Below are 19,125 nucleotides of genomic sequence, written 5' to 3' on the forward strand. Positions count from 1 at the left end.
CATGAATCCCTTCAACAACCCACTGCCGCCACACCAGCGGCATCCCACGCCGCATCCGGCGCTGGCCGGTGCGCCAACGCTGGCAGCTCATCCATCCCCGATGCAGTCAGCGCACCCTGTGCGTGCCCAGGCCACCGCGCCCCTCACACCGGTTGCCAGCAGCGCAGAGCTGGCCCAGCGCCAGCAGGCTTTGGCCCACGCGGCGTTGCAACTGAAAGCCGAGCTGTTCGGCATCGACGATGTGATCGACCGCGTGATCAATGCCATCCGCGCCTGGTACGTGCTGCCGCAGCTCATCACCCGGCCGGTCATCGTCTGCCTGTGGGGCCTGACCGGCACAGGCAAGACGCAGCTCACGCGGCGGCTGGCCCAGCTGCTGGGCTTTTACGACCGGTTTGTGGAAGTGCAGATGGACGGCTTCAGCCACGGCGCGAGCTACCGCAGCTCGTCCATCTCGGGCATGCTGGGCGACTCGGGCATCCACGAGGGCATGCCGGGCATCCTGGTGCTGGACGAGTTCCAGCGCTTTCGCACGATTGACACCAAGGGCGCCGACGTGAAGGTGGAGCGCTACCAGGACGTGTGGACACTGCTGTCCGACGGGCGCCTGCCACCCGCGTTGAGCGCACTGTCCAACATCGAGCGCAAGCTGGCCGATGCGCACTACGAGGCTGAGCGCGCCGAAGATGGCGATGACGACCGCGCAGGCAAGAAGCCCTACCGCTTTCAACTGGACGCCTGGGATGCGCAAGAACTCAAGCGCATGCTGAAGCTGCAGGAGCCGCTGTCCGCCATCATGCAGTGGCCGCCCGCCAAGGTGCAGGCGCTGTTTGCCAACTTTCAACAGTCCAGCCATGCATGGGAGACCGACTACAGCAAGCTGCTGGTGTTTATGTGCGGCAACCTCGACGAGATGTACCACGAGACCGCGCAGCGCGTGGAAGACTGCGACACCGATGCCGACATCTTTCACCGCCTGACCCGCAAGCTGTCGCTCATCGATGTGAAGAAGGCGCTGGGCGAACGCTTCAAGCCCGAGCAGATCGCGCGGCTGGGCAATGAACATGTGGTCTACCCGTCGTTCAGCAAGGCGACGTATGAGCGCCTCATCCATAACCTGTGCACACGCTATGTGGACGATATTGCAGCGCAATGCGGCGTGCGGTTTGCCATCGGGCAGGATGTGCTGAGCGAGCTGTATGCCAACGCGGTGTTCCCTGCGCAGGGCACGCGGCCACTGTTCTCGTCGGTGCATGCGATCCTGAGCGCCAACCTGGTCAACGCGGCGTTGTGGGTGGTGCAGGAGCAGCTCTCAACGGACCAGGAGTTCGCCATTCACCTGGCGCCCGACAAGCGCCACCTGCTGGTGTCGGGCCAAGGACCGGAGGGCGCAGTTCAGGCCGCGTTTGCGGTGACGCTGGAGCTGAACCGGCTCAAGCAACGTGCCAATGCAGACTTTCGTGCCCTGCTGGCGGTGCACGAGGCGGGTCACGGGCTGGCGTACTGCGTGTTGTTCGGCCACGCTCCGCAAGAGGTGAAGATCAACATTGCCTCGTTCGAGGGCGGCTACAACAGCTTCTCCAGCCTCAAGGCCACCACGCGCCAGAACGCGCTCGACATGATGTGCGTAGGCTTGGCAGGCCGCGTGGCAGAAGAGCTGGTGTTTGGCGAAATGGCCTGCACCACGGGCGCCGAGCAGGACTTGAAGCAGGTGACGGCCGAGGCAGCGCGCTACATCCGCCACCATGGCTTTGGCGCGCGGCTGGCCCGCACCGATGTCACCGTGGAGATGGACAACCATGTCAACACCGACATCGGCCCGAGCAACAAGGCCATCGAGGCGCTGATGCAGCAGCAATACCAGCGTGCCCAGGCGCTGCTGACCACGCACCATGAGGCACTGGGGCGCACGGTGGACGCCTTGCTGGCACACGGCACCATCGCCCCTGCGGAGATGGTGGCGCTGCTCCAGGGCTGCGGCATTGCGCTGGCGCCCCCCTCAGATGCCGCAGGCACCCTGCCCGAAGAAGGCCTGGTGCTGGAGCCTTTTGGTGCCAAACTCAGCGCGTTTCGCGCGCGCGGGGCGGCATCCGCTGCACCCCAGCTGGCGTAACACCCAGCACGAAGGCGAAGGACCAAGGATCAAAATGGCCAGCGGGTTTTCCGAGTCCGGTGACGGGCTGCACTACGCCGAGCACATCTCGGTGCCGATGCGCCTCTTTGTGGGCACCATTGCGCTGGGCATGTTCCTGATTCCTGTTCCCTTTGTGATGCACGCCACGGCCCGGACGCCGTGGCTGCACCTGCTGTTGGCCGCCGCGTGTGTGGTGGCGGCCTGCGCCATGGGTGCGCTGTTTTTGGCGATTGCTCTGGGGCGGGTGCTGACGCTACATTTCGACCCAGCCAGGCGCCAGGTGCGGCGCACCTCGCGCTGGCCGCTGGTGGGCCGCACTGTGCACATTGCGTTTGATCGCTTTGCACCACCAGAGGTGGTGGAACGCACCTCAGAAGACGGCCCCTACCATGTGCTGCGCCTGACAGTGCGTGGCGAGCGCCCCATGCACCTGGGCGGGTTTGACCGGCGGGAAGATGCCGAACGCTGGCGCAGCCGCATCGCAGCGCTGTTCGTCGGTCACCCTGGCTGAGCGTGCAAATCCCAGCACCCGGTCGCTAAGGACACTTATCATTCGCTCCTCGCGCATTACCACCACTGCCCCAAACACCTTTCTCCATGTCCGCCGTCTTCAATTTCACCTTCGTCCCCTGGCTCCGCTCGGTGGCGCCCTACATCCACAAGTTCCGCAACCAGACGTTTGTGATCGGGCTGACGGGTGAGGCGATTGCGGCCGGCAAGCTGCACAGCATTGCGCAAGACCTGGCACTGATCCAGGCCATGGGCGTGAAGATCGTGCTGGTGCACGGTTTTCGCCCGCAGGTGAACGAGCAGCTGGCGGCCAAGGGGCATGCGGCCAAGTATTCGCATGGCATCCGCATCACTGACTCTGTGGCGCTCGACTGCGCGCAGGAGGCCGCCGGGCAGTTGCGCTACGAGATCGAGGCAGCGTTCAGCCAGGGCCTGCCCAACACGCCGATGGCGGGCGCCACGGTGCGGGTGATCTCGGGCAACTTTCTCACGGCGCGGCCCGTGGGCATTGTGGATGGGGTGGATTTTCAGCACTCGGGCCTGGTGCGCAAGGTGGACGTGGCCGGCATCCAGCGCACGCTGGACATGGGCGCGCTGGTGCTGCTGTCGCCGTTTGGCTTTTCGCCCACGGGGGAGGCCTTCAACCTGAGCATGGAAGAAGTGGCCACGAGCGTGGCCATCGAGCTGCGGGCCGACAAGCTCATCTTTTTGACCGAGGTGCAGGGCATCCGCATGTCGCCCACCGAGCCCGAGAGCGACGACAACCCCATCGACACCGAGTTGCCGCTGGCCGCCGCGCAGGCGCTGCTGGCCCAGTTGCCCCCGGCGCAGCAGCCCACCGACACGGGCTTTTACCTTCAGCACTGTGTGAAGGCCTGCAAGGCCGGCGTGGAGCGCAGCCACATCCTGCCGTTTGCGGTGGACGGCTCGCTGCTGCTGGAGGTCTATGTGCACGACGGCATCGGCACCATGGTCATCGACGAAAAGCTCGAAGAGCTGCGCGAGGCCACGATTGACGACGTGGGCGGCATCCTGCAGTTGATCGAGCCCTTCGAGAAGGACGGCACGCTGGTCAAGCGCGACCGCACCGAGATCGAGCGCGACATCGCCACCTACACCATCATCGAACACGACGGCGTGATTTTTGGCTGCGCGGCGCTCTACCCCTACCCCGAAGCCAAGACGGCCGAGATGGCTGCGGTGACGGTATCGCCGCAAAGCCAGGGCACGGGCGACGGCGAAAAGCTGCTCAAGCGCATCGAGCAGCGCGCGCGCCTGCTGGGGCTGGACAGCATCTTTGTGCTGACCACCCGCACCATGCACTGGTTCATCAAGCGCGGCTTCTCCCCCGTGGACCCGGACTGGCTGCCCGACGCCCGCAAGCGCAAGTACAACTGGGACCGCAAGAGCCAGGTGCTGGTCAAGAAGCTCTAAGAGCGGGTGAAAGTCTCGCGCGCGGCCGCCACGGCGCGCGCCACCTGCGCAATCGCCGCATCCCGCTGCTCCGGCGACGCCTTGGAGCGCGTGAGGTAACAGGTCACCAGCACCGGCGCGCCGCCGCCCGCGGGCCACAACACGCCAATGTCGTTGGCCGTGCCGCTCTCGCCCGCCGTGCCCGTCTTGTCGCCCACCTTCCAGCCCGGCACACCGGCACGCAGGCGCTTATCGCCCGTGCTGGTCTCCACCAGCCAGCGCTGCAGCCAGGCCCGGGACATGGAGCTGAGCGCGTTGCCCAGCACCAGTTTCTGCATGGTCTGCAGCATGGCCAGCGGCGTGGTGGTGTCACGCGGGTCGCCCACGGCAGCCTCATTCAGCGTGGGCTCGGTGCGGTCCAGCCGCGTGACCTCGTCACCCAGCGAACGCACGAACGCGGTGAACCCGGCCGGGCCGCCATGGCGGGCCAGCAGCACATTGGCAGCGGTGTTGTCGCTCAGGCTGACGGTGGCAGAGCACAGCTCACCCACCGTCAGGCCGCCACCATCGCCCGCGCGCGGGCCGCTGACGGGCGAGTACGCCACCACGTCGGTGGCCGGGTAATGCACGCGCGCTTCCAACCGCTCCTTGCCCTGGTCCACCAGAGCCAGCATCCAGCCGGCCAACACCAGCTTGAAGGTGCTGGCCATGGCAAAACGCTCGTCCTGCCGCCAGCCCAGCGCCAGGCCCGACCCGGTGTCCAGCATGGCCACCCCCAGACGGCCCTGGGCGGCGCGTTCGATGCTGGCGAGGGCATCGTTCCATGCGCTGGCGGTCTGCTCGCGGCGGTCTGAGTTGCTGGCAGCTGCACAACCCCATAAAGGCATGGCCGTGGCGGCCATCAAACCCAAGGAAAACTGTCTTCTTTGCATATCGATTGAAAGCGTAGTGGGGAACAAGGCCCGAACAATACGAGGGTTCAGCCCCCAGCACCATCGACAATAATTGCCAAAAGCCCCAAGAAAAACTTTGACCTTTTGGCAATATGCACCTGCCGCTCAACGCCCTGCGGGCCTTCGAGGCCGCGGCCCGCCACCTGAACCTCACGCGCGCCGCCCAGGAGCTGCACGTGACCCAAACCGCCGTGAGCCAGCACATCCGCAAGCTGGAGGACCGGCTGGGCAAGCCTCTGTTCCGCCGCCTGCCACGCGGCCTGGCGCTGACGGACGAAGGCCAAGCCCTGCTGCCGGTGGTGGTGGAATCGTTTGGCAACCTGCAGCGCGCCCTGGAGAAGCTGGGCGACACCCGCCCGCGTGAGGTGCTGACCGTGGGCGCCGTGGGCACCTTCGCGGTGGGCTGGCTGCTACCCCGGCTGCGCGACTTTCAGCAGACCTGCCCCTTTGTGGACCTGCGCCTGCTCACGCACAACAACCGGGTGGACATGGCGGGCGAAGGGCTGGACTACGCCATCCGCTTTGGCGACGGCGCATGGCACGGCACGCAGGCCGACCGCATCATGGATGCGCCCATGTCCGTGATGTGCTCGCCCGCCTTGGCCCGTGGCCTGCGCACGGTGGCCGACCTGGCGCGCCAGCCCTTGCTGCGCAGCTACCGCACCGACGAATGGACGGCCTGGTTCGAGGCTGCGGGTGCGCCCTGCCCCGTGGTGCGTGGCGCGGTGTTCGACTCGTCCCTGACGCTGGCCGAGGCGGCGGCGCAGGGCGCGGGCATGGCACTGTTGCCAGTGAAGATGTTCGCGCGCGAACTGCAGCAGGGCCGCCTGGCGCAGCCCTTTGCACAAGAGCTGCACCGGGGCGCCTACTGGCTGACCCGCTTGCAATCGCGCACCACCACGGGGGCCATGGCGGCGTTCCGGGACTGGCTGATGTCACAGGCCAGCGTCACAGTGGGTGCCGGGACTGAAGAATTGGGATGATTTTGGCCGGTAGCGCTAGTGGATCATGCGCCAGAAGCTATCAATTACATAGCAAACGTACGCCGTGATGCACGGGGTGCAGCGGTGTCAAAACCCCATCGCCGCCACATCCACCCCGTCCACCTGCCCTGCATCCAGAAACTGCTGGCCATAGCGCAGGTACACCCCTTCGCGCACAAACACCTCGAACAGGTCGGGGTCGATGTGCCCGTTGTCCCGCATCCTGCACATGATGGCCAGCGCCTGCGACAGGGTCATGCCACTCTTGTAGGGCCTGTCTGCGGCCGTCAGCGCCTCAAAGATGTCGGCAATGCCCATCATGCGGGCCTGCAGCGACATCTGCTGGCGCGTGAGGCCACGCGGATAGCCCTTGCCGTCCATGCGTTCGTGGTGGCCCCCAGCGTATTCGGGCACGTTTTGGAGGTGGCGCGGCCAGGGCAGCGTCTCCAGCATCTTGATGGTGGCAACGATGTGGTAGTTGATGGTGTCGCGCTCGGCCTGGTTCAACGTTCCGGACCGGATGGTGAGGTTCTCCACTTCCTCCCCCGTCAAAAAGCTCGTTTGCACACCCTGCGGGTTGCGCCAGTGACGCATGGCGGCAATATCGCGCACACGCTGCTGGTCTTCGGGGCGCATGGCCTCGGTGCCGGTGTTGCTGCGGCGCAGAAACTCGCGGTCTTCCTCCAGCGCATGGATCTCGTGCTGCAGGGCCTGCAGCTCCTGGCCTTCAGCCCGCGCGTCCACCACCGCACGCAGCGCCAGCTGGCGGCGCAGCGCGGCCAGTTCGGCATCGCGCTTGAGCACTTCAAACCGCGTGTCCACCAGGCCGATGCGGTCGTAGATGGTCTGCAGCTTGGTGGCCTTGTCCACCACGTGCACAGGCGTGGTGATCTTGCCGCAGTCGTGCAGCAGGCCCGCCATCTTGAGCTCGTAGCGGTCGCGATCGCTCATCTTGAACGCGGCCAACGGCCCCTCGCGGGTGGCATCCACAGCCTCGGCCAGCATCATCGTGAGGGCGGGCACGCGCTGACAGTGGCCGCCGGTGTAGGGCGATTTTTCGTCGATGGCCAGGTTGATGAGGTTCACGAACGACTCGAACAGGCGTTCGAGCTGCGTGATGAGCAGCCGGTTGGTGAGCGCAATGGCCGCCTGCGAGGCCAGCGACTCGGCCAGGCTCTGGTCGGCCTGCGAGAAGGTGATGACCTCGCCCGTGTCCGGGTCGCGCGCATTGATGAGCTGCAGCACGCCGATGAGTTCGAGGTCGTGGTTCTTCATCGGCACCGTGAGGAACGACTGCGACCGGTAGCCCGTGCGCTGGTCAAACGCGCGTGTGCCCGAAAAATCAAACCCTGCCGCGCTGTAGGCGTCGGCAATGTTCACCGTGCGGTCGTGGATGGCCGCGTGGGCCGCCACCAGCGAATCATTGGGCCCGCCGTCGGCCGTGCGCAACGGTAACAGCGGCAGGTCGATGGGTTTGCCCGTGGTGCCCCCCAGGTTGATGCCCAGCGAGTCGGTTCGCAATATCTCGAACTTGAGCGCCGACTGGTCTTCCGTCACGCTGTAGAGCGTGCCGCCGTCGGCCCCGGTGATGGTCTTGGCGGCCTCCAGGATGTTCTCCAGCAGCCGGTCGATGTCCCGCTCGCGCGAGAGCGCAGCGCCAATGCCGTTGAGCTGCTCCAGCCGACGGAACAGATTGAGAGTGGATTCCTTGCTCATGCGACCACCTTGCAAGCAGCGTTGGTAACCCCGCATCGTAACGAAAGGTGACAGCTATCATCCCCCTTCCTGTTTCAAAAACGCCTTTTTCGTGGACTCGGTCACACCCCGCTATCTCACTGCCGCGCTTTATCAGTTTGTGGACCTGCCAGACTTTGCCGCCCTGCGCGAGCCCCTGCAGTCCCTGTGCGACGCGAACGGCGTGCGCGGCATGCTGTTGCTGGCGCCCGAGGGCATCAACGGCACCATTGCGGGCGAACCGCAGGGCGTGCATGCGGTGTTGGCCTGGCTGCGCAGCGATGCGCGCTTTGCCGCCCTGCAGCACAAGGAGGCGCTGGCCGAGCGCATGCCCTTCTACCGCATGCGCGTGCGCCTCAAGCGCGAGATCGTCACCCTGGGCGTGCCAGGCCTGAACCCCGCACGCAACGCAGGCACCTATGTGAAGCCCGAAGACTGGAACGCCCTCATCGACGACCCGGGCGTGGTGGTGGTGGACACACGCAATGACTACGAGGTGGGCATTGGCACGTTTGAGCGCGCCATCAACCCGCACACGCAGACCTTTGCAGAGTTTCCGGCCTGGGTAGAAAAAGAGAAACAACCCGGCGGCGTGCTGGCGGGCAAGCCCAAAGTCGCCATGTTCTGCACTGGCGGCATCCGGTGCGAAAAGTCCACCGCGTTCCTCAAGTCACAAGGCTTTGACGAGGTGTACCACCTGGAAGGCGGCATCCTCAAGTACCTGGAAACCGTACCCGAAGAATCCAGCCGCTGGCACGGCGACTGCTTTGTGTTCGACGAACGCGTGTCCGTAGGCCATGGCCTCGCACCGGGCCACCACCAGCTGTGCCGATCCTGCCGCATGCCGCTGGGCGAAGCCGAGTTGCAATCACCGCACTACGTGCCCGGTGTGAGCTGTCCGTATTGCCACGGCACCCGCACACCCGAGCAGGAACGCGCCCTGGCCGAGCGCGAGCGGCAGATGCAGCTGGCCCGGCAGCGTGGGCAAGAGCACATCGGCGCGCAGCAACCCGGCCGCCCCACACGCGCTGTGGCCAAGCACGCAGAGGACGATGGCATGGATGGCACAACATGACCGCCCTGCCCGTCCTGTACTCGTTCCGCCGCTGCCCCTATGCCATGCGCGCCCGCCTGGCCCTGGCCGTGAGCGGCCAGGTTTGCGAACTGCGCGAGGTGGTGCTCAAAAGCAAGCCCCAGGGGTTGCTGCAGGCATCGCCCAAGGGCACGGTGCCCGTGCTGGTGTTGCCCAGCAGCCAGGTGCTGGAGCAGAGCCTGGACATCATGCTGTGGGCGCTGCGACAACACGACCCTGAAGGCTGGCTCACCCCCAGCCATGGCAGCCTGGAAGACATGCTCGCGCTGATTGCTGAATGCGATGGCCCGTTCAAGCAGGCGCTGGACCGGTGCAAGTACCCCAGCAGATACCCGGACGCTGACATGGACGCGGAACACGCCCAAGCCGTGGCCTGGTTGGGTGCGCTGGAGGCGCGTCTCTCACCACATCGGCCTTACCTGTTCGGCACCCACGCGGCCCTGGCCGACATGGCGATTGCGCCTTTTGTGCGGCAGTTTGCAGGCATTGATGCCGACTGGTGGACCGCACAGCCGTGGCCCCGCCTGCAGGCCTGGCTGGCGCAATGGCAGGCCAGTCCGCTGTTTGGCCAGGTGATGCCCAAACTGCCCGCATGGGTTGACGGTACACAAGGCGTACCGTTCCCGCATGGCACCGGTATGCCAGGCTGAAGCTGTCGCACTGGCCCGCTTGAGATTGGTGCTTTGGGTACCATCTCTTCTACAAAACACCATGCTCCGTGACGCTAGAGGTTGCCACGGAGCAACCCCTCTTCGCTTCATGCAAAGCACAGCCTCCTCAGGGCTTTACCGCGCAGAGCCATCTCCAAGCCACCCCATCGACCCTGTAGCCCCTGCATGAAAATCATCGACGAAATGTTGAACCTGGACCTGCTCACCCACGAGCAGCACCTGCAAATCAGTGCATGGATCGCGCGCTCCGCGTCGCCGGAAGAGATATTGCAAATGCCTGCGCCACTGTGGCAGGCCGTAGAACGCGCCAGCCAGACCATGGGCATCAACGAAGACCTTCTGCGTCCGCCCTCGCTGGACGCAGGGGACATGGTGCTTGGATAGCCAACCTTGTGCGCTTTCATGCGACCAGGTGGGACTGCGCTCGGAGCAGGAACACCGGCGCTGGCAGCCCTTCCCATAACGAAAAAGGCGCTCCCTGGAGCGCCTTTTTCATGCAAGCCCATGCCTCACAGGCATCAAGCCATCGAATAACCAGAGCCTCGCTTGTTGCCACCCTTCAGCGCCCGCACCAACACAGCCAGCAGCACCAAGCCAAACCCCACGAAGCAGATGAACGACCAGTTGGCAATCGAGCCACCCAGGAAGGTCCAGTCGATCGCAGTGCAATCGCCCGAGCCCCGGAAGATCATGGGGATGGCGCGGCTGATGGGGTAGTTTTCGATCATGCCGTAGAAGTCGCGGCCGCAGGTAGCGATCTCCGGCGGGTACCACTGCAGCCAGCTCTGGCGAGCCGCCACAAAGGCGCCAAACCCGGCAGTGATCACGGCCAGCAACGCCCAGGTCATCCACCAGCCCCGACTGCCTCGCGCACTCGCCAGGGCCGTGAATACAGCAACACCAATGAGCGCGTAGCGCTGCACGATGCACATGGGGCAAGGCTCCAGGCCCACCACATGCTGCAGGTACATGCCAAACGCCAGCATCGCCACACAGGCCACGCTGACCAGCGCCAGCACGCGACGCGGGGCCTGATCAATCCAGTTCAACACCATCATTCTTGTCCCTCGAAACCGCAGGTTACACAGAGAGGCCTCGAAGGAGAAGCAACTCAGATACCGGCGGCGTGATCCAGAAAAACGCGGGCGCGGCGTGGTGTCACCACCAGCGTCTCACCCTCCTTGAAACCCATGTCCTTGAACTGCTGCGCAGGGATCTGCGCTTCGATCAGGGATTCTGGGGACGCATTGTCCGCTGGTTTGTGATCGTCGGTCGGAATAAGTTCCAGGCGCGCAATGGGGCCCACCACAATGGCGCGGCTCAGCTGGGCCACGATGCCACGGGGACGGCCTTCGGCGTCCAGGCCCGCGCCAGGGGAGTAGCGCTCCACGTCCAGGTCGTGCGGGCGCACATAGGCAAAGGCCTTAGCGTTCTGCGCCGCCTGGTGCTCGGGCGAGTCGAGCTGCATGCCGTCCAGGTGCACCAGGCCTTCATGGGCGCGGCCGTGGAACAGGTTCACGTCGCCCAAAAAGCCGTAGACAAACGGGCTGGCAGGCTGGTCCCACACCTGCTGGGGGGAGCCGCTTTGCTCGATCTTGCCCTGGTTGATCACCACCACGCGGTCCGCCACTTCCAGGGCTTCTTCCTGGTCGTGGGTCACGAAGATGCTGGTCACATGCAGCTCGTCGTGCAGGCGGCGCAGCCAGCGACGCAGCTCCTTGCGCACCTTGGCGTCCAGCGCGCCGAAGGGTTCGTCGAGCAGCAGCACCTTGGGCTCCACCGCCAGCGCGCGAGCCAGCGCAATGCGTTGGCGCTGGCCGCCAGACAGTTGCGAAGGGTAGCGCTCGGCCAGCCAGTCCAGCTGCACCAGCTTGAGCAGGTCCATGACCTTCTTCTTGATCTGTGCTTCGCTGGGGCGCTCACTGCGGGGCTTCACGCGCAGGCCAAAAGCCACGTTCTCGAACACCGTCATGTGGCGGAACAATGCGTAGTGCTGGAAAACGAAGCCCACGTTGCGTTCGCGCACATGCACGTCGGTGGTGTCTTCGCCGCTGAAGTGGATGGTGCCCACGTCGGCCGTCTCCAGGCCCGCGATGATGCGCAGCAGCGTAGTCTTGCCGCAGCCCGAGGGGCCGAGCAGCGCAATGAGTTCGCCCGAGGCAATGTCCAGGCTCACATCGCGCAGCGCCTGAAAGTCGCCAAACTGTTTGCTGACGTTACGGATTTCAATGCTCATGTTCTGTTTCCTTCACACGCCAGCGGGCGCGGGGCGCTCGGGCGGCAATTCGGCGGCGGCCTTCAGGGCCTGCTCGTTGCGGTGTTCGGCAATCGTCTTGATGACCAGCGTGACCAAGGCCAGCAAGGCCAGCAGCGAGGCAGCGGCAAACGCGGCCACCGATTGGTACTCGTTGTAGAGAATCTCGACGTGCAGCGGGATGGTGTTGGTCTGGCCCCGGATGTGGCCGGACACCACCGACACCGCACCAAACTCGCCCATGGCCCGCGCGTTGCACAAGATCACGCCGTACAGCAGGCCCCACTTGATGTTGGGCAAGGTCACGTACCAGAAGGTCTGCCAGCCGCTCGCGCCCAGCACGATGGCGGCCTGCTCCTCGTCGTTGCCCTGCGCCTGCATCAGCGGGATGAGCTCGCGGGCGATGAACGGAAAGGTCACAAACACGGTAGCCAGCACGATGCCGGGCACGGCAAAGATGATCTTGATGTCATGCGCCTGCAGCCACGGACCAAACCAGCCTTGCGCGCCAAACATCAGCACATAGATCAGGCCCGCCACCACGGGCGACACCGAGAACGGCAGGTCCACCAGCGTGGTCAAGAAGGCCTTGCCTTTGAACTCGTACTTGGCAATGCACCACGCGGCTGCCACGCCGAACACGAGGTTCAGCGGCACGGCAATCAGCGCGGTGATCAGCGTGAGCTTGATGGCCGACCAGGCATCGGGCTCGCGCAGGCCTTCCAGGTATGCGCCAAAACCCTTGCGCAGCGCCTCTGCAAACACGGCGGCCAGTGGCAGCACCAGGAACAGCAGCATGAAAGCCAAGGCGATGGCGATCAGCGTGTAGCGGACCCAGGGCGCTTCGGTCGTGCCCGCCTGGGCGCGGCGAATGGTTCGGGAGTTGTTGCCGCTCATGCTGGTGCCCCCGCGTGGCGGCGCTGCCAGGCTTGCAGCGCGTTGATGATGAGCAGCAGGATGAAAGAGATGACCAGCATCACCACAGCCACGGCGGTGGCGCCTGCGTAGTCATACTGCTCCAGCTTGCCGATGATGATGAGCGGCGTGATCTCCGACACCATGGGCATGTTGCCCGCGATGAAGATCACCGAGCCGTATTCCCCCACCGCCCGCGCAAACGCCATGGCAAAGCCGGTGAGCAGTGCGGGCGTGATGGAGGGCAGGATGACCTTGGTGAAGGTCTGCAGGCGCGTGGCGCCCAGGCAGGTGGCGGCTTCTTCCAGCTCCTTTTCGGCGTCTTCCAGCACGGGCTGCACGGTGCGCACCACAAACGGCAGGCCGATGAAGATGAGCGCAATCACAATGCCCGCAGGCTTGAACGCAAGCTGGATGCCCATGGGCTCCAGAATGCTGCCCACCCAGCCGTTGCCTGCCAGCAGGGCCGTGAGCGAGATACCTGCCACGGCGGTGGGCAGCGCAAACGGCAGGTCCACCAGCGCATCCACGATCTTCTTGCCCGGGAACTTGTAGCGCACCAGCACCCACGCGATCAGTAGGCCAAACACCAGATTGACCAGCGCCGCGAGAAACGATGCGCCAAAGGTCAGCCGGTACGACGCCATCACGCGCGGCGCGCTGATGGCCGCCCAGAACTGGTCCCAGGTGAGCGTGAAGGTCTTGAAGATCAGTGCCGACAGCGGGATCAGCACGATGATGCTCAAGTAGAAAAGGGTGTAGCCCAATGACAGCCCAAAGCCAGGCAGCACGCGCTTGGGCGCGCGCCGTCCGGCCGGGGCTGCGGCCACAGCGGTCGCAGTGGTCATAGATGCAGTGGTGAGTCGGGAAAAGCGCTCGGCCTATTTACTTGGCGCCGGGCGTGTACAGCTTGTCGAACTGGCCGCCGTCGTTGAAGTGCACCTTCTGCGCTTCGGTCAGGGAGCCGAAGTACTTGGCCACCGTGAACTGCTTGAGCGGCTTGAAGGTGTCGGCGTACTTCTTGAGCACGGTCTCCGAACGGGGGCGGATGGCGTGCTTGGCTGCGATCTCTTGCGCTTCTTCCGAGTACAGGTAGTCCAGGTAGGCCTTGGCCAGCTGGGCCGTGCCCTTCTTGGCCACGGTGCGCTCCACCACGGCCACGGGGTTTTCAGCCACCACGCTCACCGAAGGGTAGATGGCATCGACCTTGCCCGCGCCGAACTCGCGGTCGATGGAGACCACCTCGGATTCGAAAGTGATCAGCACATCGCCCTGGTTGCGCTGCAGGAAGGTGGCCGTGGCATCGCGGCCGCCCTTGGCCAGGATAGGCACGTTCTTGTACAGCTTGCCGACAAACTCGGCGGCCTGCGCCTCGGTGCCGCCCTTTTCACGCACGGCGCCCCAGGCGGCCAGGTAGGCATAGCGGCCGTTGCCGCCGGTCTTGGGGTTGACCACGATCACCTGCACGCCGGGCTTGATCAGGTCGTCCCAGTCCTTGATGTTCTTGGGGTTGCCGTTGCGCACCAGGAACAGCATGGTCGAGGTGGTGGGCGATGCGTCGTGCGGGAACTTCTTGGCCCAGTCCTTGGCAACCACGCCGTTGTCCGCCAGAAACTGTACGTCGGTGGTGGTATTCATGGTGACCACGTCAGCAGCCAAACCGTCGTTCACGGCACGGGCCTGGGCGCTGGAGCCGGCGTGCGACTGGTCGATCTTCACGTCCTGGCCGGTGGTCTTCTTGTAGTGCGCAGCGAAGGCCACGTTGTAGTCCTTGTAGAACTCGCGGGCCACGTCATACGACACATTGAGCAGCGAATTTTGAGCGGCAGCCATGCCGCTCGCGGCCAGGGCCAGAGAGGCCAGGAGGGTCTTGAGTTTCAAAGAAGTCATGGTGAAGTCGCCCAAAAAATGCTGGAGATTCCGCATTGTGCGGACCACCCCTTAAAACTCAAAAGAATATATTCTTGTTAATTAATCGAGAATTGGCATATAAAGATCTCAAAGGGCGTGCCGGGGCCATGACCCCAAACCGCACATCAGCAGCCCGGGGCCGGACATTTCGGGTCCTGCAGGCTCCAAGCGCTGGTAACACATGCGCCGAAAGCTATCGATTAGATAGCAATCAGGCGGCGGCCGGAGAAACCTGCGAGTACCCTGCAGCTGGCTGGATGGTGCTGTGGTCGCCCTCCAAAGACTGCAGCAACGCCCAGCCCAGCGGCCATTCGCCATGGCCCGAGTCAATATTGATATGCCCCGCGTTCTGCATGCGCACAAACTCGCTGCCCCAGGCTCTGGCATAGGCGCCCGCCAGGCGAATGGGACAAAACGGGTCATTGCTGCTGGCCACCACGATGCTGCGGTAAGGCAACGCCGCGTAGGGCACGGGGGCAAAGTCGCTCAGGATGGCGCGGCGCTCGGGGTCGGCAGGAGCCACCAGCAAGGCGCCGCACACCTTGGCTGCAGCCTCCGGCCCCATGTGGGTGGTGGCAATACAGCCCAGGCTGTGTGCCACGATCACTACAGGGTGCGTTGCGGCCAGTACCGTCTTCTCCAGCTGACTCACCCAGGCTGAACGCGTGGGCGTGATCCAGTCGTCCTGCACCACGCGGCGCGCGTGGGGCAGGCGCTCGGCCCACAGGCTTTGCCAGTGGCCGGGGCCCGAATCGCGCCAGCCGGGGACGATGATGATGGAGGTGGTGGTCACAGGCAGGGATTCTGCGAGCCAGCCTTTAAAACCCAAACGACTTAATTCTTGTTATTTAATCGCCAAATCATCTAATCACAGACAATCCGGAGACAAAAAATCGCATGCGCTAGTGTCGTCCGCTGCAAGCCATCCCATCTAATCGTCGGCCAGCAAGCGCTTCAGTCGCTGGGGATAGTTGTTGAGGAAGTCACGAGTTACCGCGTAGTGCTCCGTGTCCTCGAAGGCCACTTCGGACAGACCAGCGCCATCGAATTGGATGATCTTGGCGTTGGGATAGGACAGCAGGATGGGGGAGTGCGTGGCAATGATGAATTGAGATTTGTCTTCCACCAATTGGTGGATTGCATACAGCGCAGCGAGTTGGCGGTTGGGTGATAAGGCTGCCTCGGGCTCGTCCAGCAAGTACAACCCTTTGCCCTGGAACTTGTGCGTCAGCAGCGCCATAAACGCCTCGCCATGAGACCGAGCATGTAGCGATTTTCCGCCGTAGTTATCCAGGTAGCCAACCTCATCCATGTAGGTGGCCACATTGAAGAAGCTCTCAGCCCGCAAGAAATAACCATCTTGCGGCTTGCGGTAGCTCCGCGCCAACCGCAGCACCTCATGCAACGATGATTCTGAATCCGCCGTAGCCAGTCTGAAATTGCGAGTGCCACCCTCCGGGCTATAGCCCAGGGCCAACGCGATGCCCTCTAACAACGTTGATTTCCCAGAACCGTTCTCCCCCACAAAGAAGGTTACGTCCGGGTGAAACTGCAGCAGACCCAGTTCTCGGATCGAGGGTACGTTGTAGGGATAGGTTTCGTAGTCCACATCTGCATCTGGGCGGATGCAAGCGCTTTGGAGATAGGGTTTGGCGGCAAGCATGCGCTCATGCTAACGGGCCGCGCTGACTTTTAGCTCACTGGGCAAAAGGTCTCTTCGATGGCCCCCAGTCTTCCCGCGAAATGGCCAAGTGGCCCGAAAGAGATAAGCCCCAAAGAACATTTTTAGATTTTTTGCATCCGCTCAACCCCATTTAGCTATCCCGTTCGTTTCACCCAGCACCACCACTTTTTTGATGGAGCTGCCATGAAACCCCGCCTTCTCACCCTGCCCGCCCTCGCGACACTGGCCGCGTTGCTGGGCCTGAGCCACCTGCCTGCCCATGCCATTGGCCGCCTGGCCGATGTCACCATCGTGGACCGCGACACTGGGACCACGTTGCCGGTGCACTACGCCCAAGGCGAGTACTGGGTGGCCGGCCGCCCGGGCGCGCGGTATGCCATCACCGTGCGCAACCGGCTGGGCGAGCGGGTCCTGGCCGTGCCTTCGGTGGACGGGGTCAACGTGCTCAGCGGCGAAACCGCTGCGTGGGACCAGGGCGGGTATGTGTTCTCGCCCTATGAGCGTTACCAGATCACCGGCTGGCGCAAGAGCAACAGCGAAGTCGCTGCGTTCGAGTTCTCGCACATTGCCAACTCGTATGCCGCCCGAACAGGCCGCCCCGGTCACGTGGGCGTGATTGGCGTGGCGCTGTTCCGCGAACAGCCACCGGTGCCCTCGCCCGCCGTCGTCCCCGAGCCATACAGCCAGCGCCGTGATGGCAGCAACGGGAGTGCCAACAGCCTGGGGCGCTTGCGCGAAGAGCCTGCCCCTGCGCTGCCCTCTGCACAGTCGGCACCCGCACCAGCCGCCGCCGCACCGTCGCCAGCATCAGAGGCCGAGTCCTCGGCGCGCTCGATGTCTGCCGACAGTGCGGCCAAGGCTGCGCCTATGCCGTCGGCCAAGCTGGGAACGGCGCACGGCCAGCGCGAGACATCCGTTGTGTCGCACACCACTTTCACCCGGCTGCAACTCCGCCCCAACGAAATCATCAGCATCCGCTATGACAGCCGCGAAAACCTGATGGCTGCGGGCGTGATCCGCGAGCCCATCGCGCGGCCCCCTGTGCCCCGCGCGTTTCCGCAGTCCGACAACCTGTCGTACGTTCCCGACCCGAGGTAGGCCTTGAGAGCATCTACCGGTACGCTCCCGATGGTGCATGCGGGCCTCGCATAATCCGCGGGTGCCATCCGCCCCGCCCCACGACGATGCCGACGAGACGCTGATGCTGCGTTACGCCAGCGGCGACCTGGGTGCGTTCGACCGGCTCTACGCCCGGCACGAGCTGGCCGTGTGGCGGTTCGTGTTTCGCAGCGTGAAGGTGCAGGCCGTGGCCGACGACCTGCTGCAGGACGTGTGGTTTGCGGTGGCGCGCAACGCTGCCCGCTACGAGGTCAAGGCCAGGTTCCGAACCTGGCTGTTCACCTTGGCACACCACCGGCTGGTGGACCACCTGCGTACCGCCAAACACCATGCCAGCCTGGATGCCAGCGACGACGATGCGCGCAGCCTGGCAGACACGCTGGTGGCGGACTCGGGCTTCGGGCCCGTGCGCCAGCTGCAGTCGCGCGAGCAGGCCGCCGCGCTCATCGCCGCCGTAGAGCAGTTGCCGCCAGAGCAGCGCGAGGCCTTTTTGTTGCAAGCCGAAGGAGACCTGAGCGTGCAGGAGATTGCCGAGGCCACCGGCGTGAACTTTGAAACCGCCAAGAGCCGCCTGCGCTACGCGCGGGCCAGCCTGCGCCAGCACCTCAAGGAGTTTGTATGACCCGGCAGGATGACGAACTGGTCCGGCGCTACCACGAGGCCAGCGAACAGGAAGGCGCCCGCCCCGGCGCGCATGTGCGTGATGCCGTGCGTGCGCATGCACAGATGGTGGCAGCGGCTGCGGCATCAGCCACCCCGGTAGCAGCCCCTGCCGCCAACCAGGCCCGCTGGAAGATTTCGGCCCTGGCCACCTTGGCCGTGGTGGGACTGACTGGCTTGCTGATGCTGCAGTTTGAGCGCGGCACACCCGAAGAGCGGGACACCGCTTTCAGCCACCGCCGGGCCGAGTCGCCTGCGCAGGCTCCTACGGCCCCTGCGCCTGCCCCTGCGGCCACACCGACGCTCCCGCCACCGGCAGAGCCCCCATCGGGCACTCCGCCTGCGCCGGAAAGCACGCAGAAAAGTACGCGGAACAGCACCGGCCCGTCGGCCGACGCCATGCCCCCCAAGCCCGCCACGGTAGCCCCCCCCGCGCCTGCGCAGACACCAGCACCCGTCCAGCCCGTAGCCAAGTCGGCTCCTGTGTCGCCTTCCACTGAGCAGGAAGCCCTGTCAGCACCTCGCGCCGCCGGGGCCGCCTCCGGCTTCCCCGCATCACCCCCCATGCCCTCGACGGCCGCAGCCCCCCGCGCCGAATCCAGTACCGAAAGGCGCGAACGCGCATCAGTCTCCCCTGCACCAGCCCTTCAAGAAACCGCTCCGGCTGCCCCCGCCGCAGCAGCTGCACCAGCCACCCGCGCCCCGCTGGCGGACTCTGCAGCGCGCGACCACCAAGCGGCTGCTACAGCCCCTGCCATGTCAAAAAATCTGGGCGCGGCCTTGCCCGTCACCATCTGGGAGGCCGCCCGCACGGGCCAACCCCAGCAGGTCGAAGCCCTCGTGCAACAGGGCACACCAGTGGATGCCCGCGACCCCGGAGGAAAAACCGCCCTGATGCTGGCCGCCTTGAACGGCCACACCGCCACTGTGCAGCGGCTGCTGGCCTTGCGCGCCAACCCGGCGCTGGTGGACCGCGAAGGTCTGAATGCGGCACAGCTCGCGGCACAACGGGGGCACACGCGCCTAGCGGAGCTGCTGGAAGCGGCCCGCTGAAAAGCGCACCGGCAGGTCTCGCAGAGCCCGCGTGATGT

General features: G+C 64.8%; 19 protein-coding genes. 10 read left to right on the forward strand and 9 right to left on the reverse strand.

Translation table 11 applies throughout. The annotated features are described in order from the left end of the window. The first annotated feature begins 1 nt into the window (after nucleotide 1). From ATF69_RS11950 to argA, 3 genes are all read left to right on the forward strand, one after another. Nucleotides 2–2,113: an AAA family ATPase gene (locus ATF69_RS11950; protein ID WP_244303712.1), complete on the forward strand. Its 2,112-nt coding sequence runs from the start codon at nucleotides 2–4 to the stop codon at nucleotides 2,111–2,113. A gap of 34 nt (nucleotides 2,114–2,147) precedes the next feature. Further along, complete coding sequence (locus ATF69_RS11955; protein WP_146871077.1) at nucleotides 2,148–2,645, forward strand: hypothetical protein; 498 nt, start codon at nucleotides 2,148–2,150, stop codon at nucleotides 2,643–2,645. Nucleotides 2,646–2,731: 86 nt separating this feature from the next. Next, nucleotides 2,732–4,078 carry an amino-acid N-acetyltransferase gene (gene argA / locus ATF69_RS11960; RefSeq protein ID WP_146871078.1) on the forward strand — a complete coding sequence of 449 codons (1,347 nt, stop codon included), beginning with the start codon at nucleotides 2,732–2,734 and terminating at the stop codon, nucleotides 4,076–4,078. Here argA and blaACA read toward each other — a convergent pair. Next, nucleotides 4,075–4,989 (reverse strand): ACA family class A beta-lactamase, encoded by a 915-nt coding sequence (blaACA, locus tag ATF69_RS11965; RefSeq protein ID WP_146871079.1) that lies wholly within the window; start codon nucleotides 4,987–4,989, stop codon nucleotides 4,075–4,077. The genes argA and blaACA overlap by 4 nt on opposite strands. Before the next feature lie 113 nt (nucleotides 4,990–5,102). On the opposite strand from blaACA, the gene ATF69_RS11970 reads away from it, so the two are divergent. Further along, a complete protein-coding gene (locus ATF69_RS11970) occupies nucleotides 5,103–5,993 on the forward strand; it encodes a LysR family transcriptional regulator (RefSeq protein WP_146871080.1) in 891 nt (296 codons plus the stop codon). An 87-nt stretch (nucleotides 5,994–6,080) separates the two neighbouring features. On the opposite strand, the gene ATF69_RS11975 is transcribed toward ATF69_RS11970, so the two are convergent. Next, nucleotides 6,081–7,709 carry a GAF and HD-GYP domain-containing protein gene (locus tag ATF69_RS11975; RefSeq protein ID WP_146871081.1) on the reverse strand — a complete coding sequence of 543 codons (1,629 nt, stop codon included), beginning with the start codon at nucleotides 7,707–7,709 and terminating at the stop codon, nucleotides 6,081–6,083. Nucleotides 7,710–7,800: 91 nt separating this feature from the next. On the opposite strand from ATF69_RS11975, the gene trhO reads away from it, so the two are divergent. The 3 genes from trhO (at nucleotide 7,801) to ATF69_RS11990 (ending at nucleotide 9,875) form a co-directional block, all read left to right on the forward strand. Beyond that, nucleotides 7,801–8,802: an oxygen-dependent tRNA uridine(34) hydroxylase TrhO gene (trhO, locus tag ATF69_RS11980; protein ID WP_146871082.1), complete on the forward strand. Its 1,002-nt coding sequence runs from the start codon at nucleotides 7,801–7,803 to the stop codon at nucleotides 8,800–8,802. Beyond that, a complete protein-coding gene (locus ATF69_RS11985; RefSeq protein ID WP_146871083.1) occupies nucleotides 8,799–9,470 on the forward strand; it encodes a glutathione S-transferase in 672 nt (223 codons plus the stop codon). The genes trhO and ATF69_RS11985 overlap by 4 nt, the downstream gene beginning before the upstream one ends. 186 nt (nucleotides 9,471–9,656) lie before the next feature. Then, nucleotides 9,657–9,875 (forward strand): hypothetical protein, encoded by a 219-nt coding sequence (locus ATF69_RS11990; RefSeq protein WP_056067635.1) that lies wholly within the window; start codon nucleotides 9,657–9,659, stop codon nucleotides 9,873–9,875. Between the two features lie 134 nt (nucleotides 9,876–10,009). Here ATF69_RS11990 and ATF69_RS11995 read toward each other — a convergent pair whose 3' ends face one another. The 7 genes from ATF69_RS11995 to ATF69_RS12025 form a co-directional block, all read right to left on the reverse strand. Beyond that, on the reverse strand, nucleotides 10,010–10,546 hold the full coding sequence (locus tag ATF69_RS11995) for a disulfide bond formation protein B (RefSeq protein ID WP_146871120.1): 537 nt from the start codon (nucleotides 10,544–10,546) through the stop codon (nucleotides 10,010–10,012). A 56-nt stretch (nucleotides 10,547–10,602) separates the two neighbouring features. Beyond that, nucleotides 10,603–11,727 carry a sulfate/molybdate ABC transporter ATP-binding protein gene (locus ATF69_RS12000; protein WP_056067633.1) on the reverse strand — a complete coding sequence of 375 codons (1,125 nt, stop codon included), beginning with the start codon at nucleotides 11,725–11,727 and terminating at the stop codon, nucleotides 10,603–10,605. 12 nt (nucleotides 11,728–11,739) lie between these two features. After that, nucleotides 11,740–12,642 (reverse strand): sulfate ABC transporter permease subunit CysW, encoded by a 903-nt coding sequence (gene cysW, locus ATF69_RS12005; RefSeq protein ID WP_056746212.1) that lies wholly within the window; start codon nucleotides 12,640–12,642, stop codon nucleotides 11,740–11,742. Beyond that, entirely contained in the window at nucleotides 12,639–13,508 is an 870-nt protein-coding gene (gene cysT / locus ATF69_RS12010) for a sulfate ABC transporter permease subunit CysT (protein WP_056746214.1), read from the reverse strand. Before cysT ends, cysW begins: the two co-directional genes overlap by 4 nt. A gap of 37 nt (nucleotides 13,509–13,545) precedes the next feature. Further along, a complete protein-coding gene (locus tag ATF69_RS12015; protein ID WP_056067832.1) occupies nucleotides 13,546–14,550 on the reverse strand; it encodes a sulfate ABC transporter substrate-binding protein in 1,005 nt (334 codons plus the stop codon). Nucleotides 14,551–14,782: 232 nt separating this feature from the next. Beyond that, a complete protein-coding gene (locus tag ATF69_RS12020; RefSeq protein WP_146871084.1) occupies nucleotides 14,783–15,364 on the reverse strand; it encodes an RBBP9/YdeN family alpha/beta hydrolase in 582 nt (193 codons plus the stop codon). 138 nt (nucleotides 15,365–15,502) lie between these two features. Beyond that, on the reverse strand, nucleotides 15,503–16,234 hold the full coding sequence (locus tag ATF69_RS12025; RefSeq protein ID WP_146871085.1) for an AAA family ATPase: 732 nt from the start codon (nucleotides 16,232–16,234) through the stop codon (nucleotides 15,503–15,505). A 204-nt stretch (nucleotides 16,235–16,438) separates the two neighbouring features. On the opposite strand from ATF69_RS12025, the gene ATF69_RS12030 reads away from it, so the two are divergent. From ATF69_RS12030 to ATF69_RS12040, 3 genes are read left to right on the forward strand one after another with little or no spacing between them, the layout of a single operon-like run. After that, complete coding sequence (locus ATF69_RS12030; RefSeq protein WP_146871086.1) at nucleotides 16,439–17,353, forward strand: hypothetical protein; 915 nt, start codon at nucleotides 16,439–16,441, stop codon at nucleotides 17,351–17,353. A gap of 37 nt (nucleotides 17,354–17,390) precedes the next feature. Then, nucleotides 17,391–17,996: a sigma-70 family RNA polymerase sigma factor gene (locus ATF69_RS12035; RefSeq protein WP_167514345.1), complete on the forward strand. Its 606-nt coding sequence runs from the start codon at nucleotides 17,391–17,393 to the stop codon at nucleotides 17,994–17,996. After that, nucleotides 17,993–19,087 (forward strand): ankyrin repeat domain-containing protein, encoded by a 1,095-nt coding sequence (locus tag ATF69_RS12040; RefSeq protein WP_146871087.1) that lies wholly within the window; start codon nucleotides 17,993–17,995, stop codon nucleotides 19,085–19,087. The genes ATF69_RS12035 and ATF69_RS12040 overlap by 4 nt, the downstream gene beginning before the upstream one ends. The last annotated feature ends 38 nt before the right edge of the window (nucleotides 19,088–19,125 follow it).

It is taken from the genome of Acidovorax delafieldii, assembly GCF_007993815.1.
Classification (GTDB): domain Bacteria; phylum Pseudomonadota; class Gammaproteobacteria; order Burkholderiales; family Burkholderiaceae_C; genus Acidovorax; species Acidovorax delafieldii.

What these genes read in the sequence shown, in the direction of transcription:
- ATF69_RS12015 (WP_056067832.1), bottom strand. Translation starts at nt 14,550, where the DNA reads ATGACTTCTTTGAAACTCAAGACCCTCCTGGCCTCTCTGGCCCTGGCC.
- argA (WP_146871078.1), top strand. Translation starts at nt 2,732, where the DNA reads ATGTCCGCCGTCTTCAATTTCACCTTCGTCCCCTGGCTCCGCTCGGTG.
- ATF69_RS12000 (WP_056067633.1), bottom strand. Translation starts at nt 11,727, where the DNA reads ATGAGCATTGAAATCCGTAACGTCAGCAAACAGTTTGGCGACTTTCAG.
- ATF69_RS11995 (WP_146871120.1), bottom strand. Translation starts at nt 10,546, where the DNA reads ATGGTGTTGAACTGGATTGATCAGGCCCCGCGTCGCGTGCTGGCGCTG.
- blaACA (WP_146871079.1), bottom strand. Translation starts at nt 4,989, where the DNA reads ATGCAAAGAAGACAGTTTTCCTTGGGTTTGATGGCCGCCACGGCCATG.
- ATF69_RS11990 (WP_056067635.1), top strand. Translation starts at nt 9,657, where the DNA reads ATGAAAATCATCGACGAAATGTTGAACCTGGACCTGCTCACCCACGAG.
- ATF69_RS11950 (WP_244303712.1), top strand. Translation starts at nt 2, where the DNA reads ATGAATCCCTTCAACAACCCACTGCCGCCACACCAGCGGCATCCCACG.
- cysT (WP_056746214.1), bottom strand. Translation starts at nt 13,508, where the DNA reads ATGACCACTGCGACCGCTGTGGCCGCAGCCCCGGCCGGACGGCGCGCG.
- ATF69_RS11975 (WP_146871081.1), bottom strand. Translation starts at nt 7,709, where the DNA reads ATGAGCAAGGAATCCACTCTCAATCTGTTCCGTCGGCTGGAGCAGCTC.
- ATF69_RS12040 (WP_146871087.1), top strand. Translation starts at nt 17,993, where the DNA reads ATGACCCGGCAGGATGACGAACTGGTCCGGCGCTACCACGAGGCCAGC.
- cysW (WP_056746212.1), bottom strand. Translation starts at nt 12,642, where the DNA reads ATGAGCGGCAACAACTCCCGAACCATTCGCCGCGCCCAGGCGGGCACG.
- ATF69_RS12030 (WP_146871086.1), top strand. Translation starts at nt 16,439, where the DNA reads ATGAAACCCCGCCTTCTCACCCTGCCCGCCCTCGCGACACTGGCCGCG.
- ATF69_RS12035 (WP_167514345.1), top strand. Translation starts at nt 17,391, where the DNA reads ATGCGGGCCTCGCATAATCCGCGGGTGCCATCCGCCCCGCCCCACGAC.
- ATF69_RS12025 (WP_146871085.1), bottom strand. Translation starts at nt 16,234, where the DNA reads ATGCTTGCCGCCAAACCCTATCTCCAAAGCGCTTGCATCCGCCCAGAT.
- ATF69_RS11985 (WP_146871083.1), top strand. Translation starts at nt 8,799, where the DNA reads ATGACCGCCCTGCCCGTCCTGTACTCGTTCCGCCGCTGCCCCTATGCC.
- ATF69_RS11955 (WP_146871077.1), top strand. Translation starts at nt 2,148, where the DNA reads ATGGCCAGCGGGTTTTCCGAGTCCGGTGACGGGCTGCACTACGCCGAG.
- ATF69_RS11970 (WP_146871080.1), top strand. Translation starts at nt 5,103, where the DNA reads ATGCACCTGCCGCTCAACGCCCTGCGGGCCTTCGAGGCCGCGGCCCGC.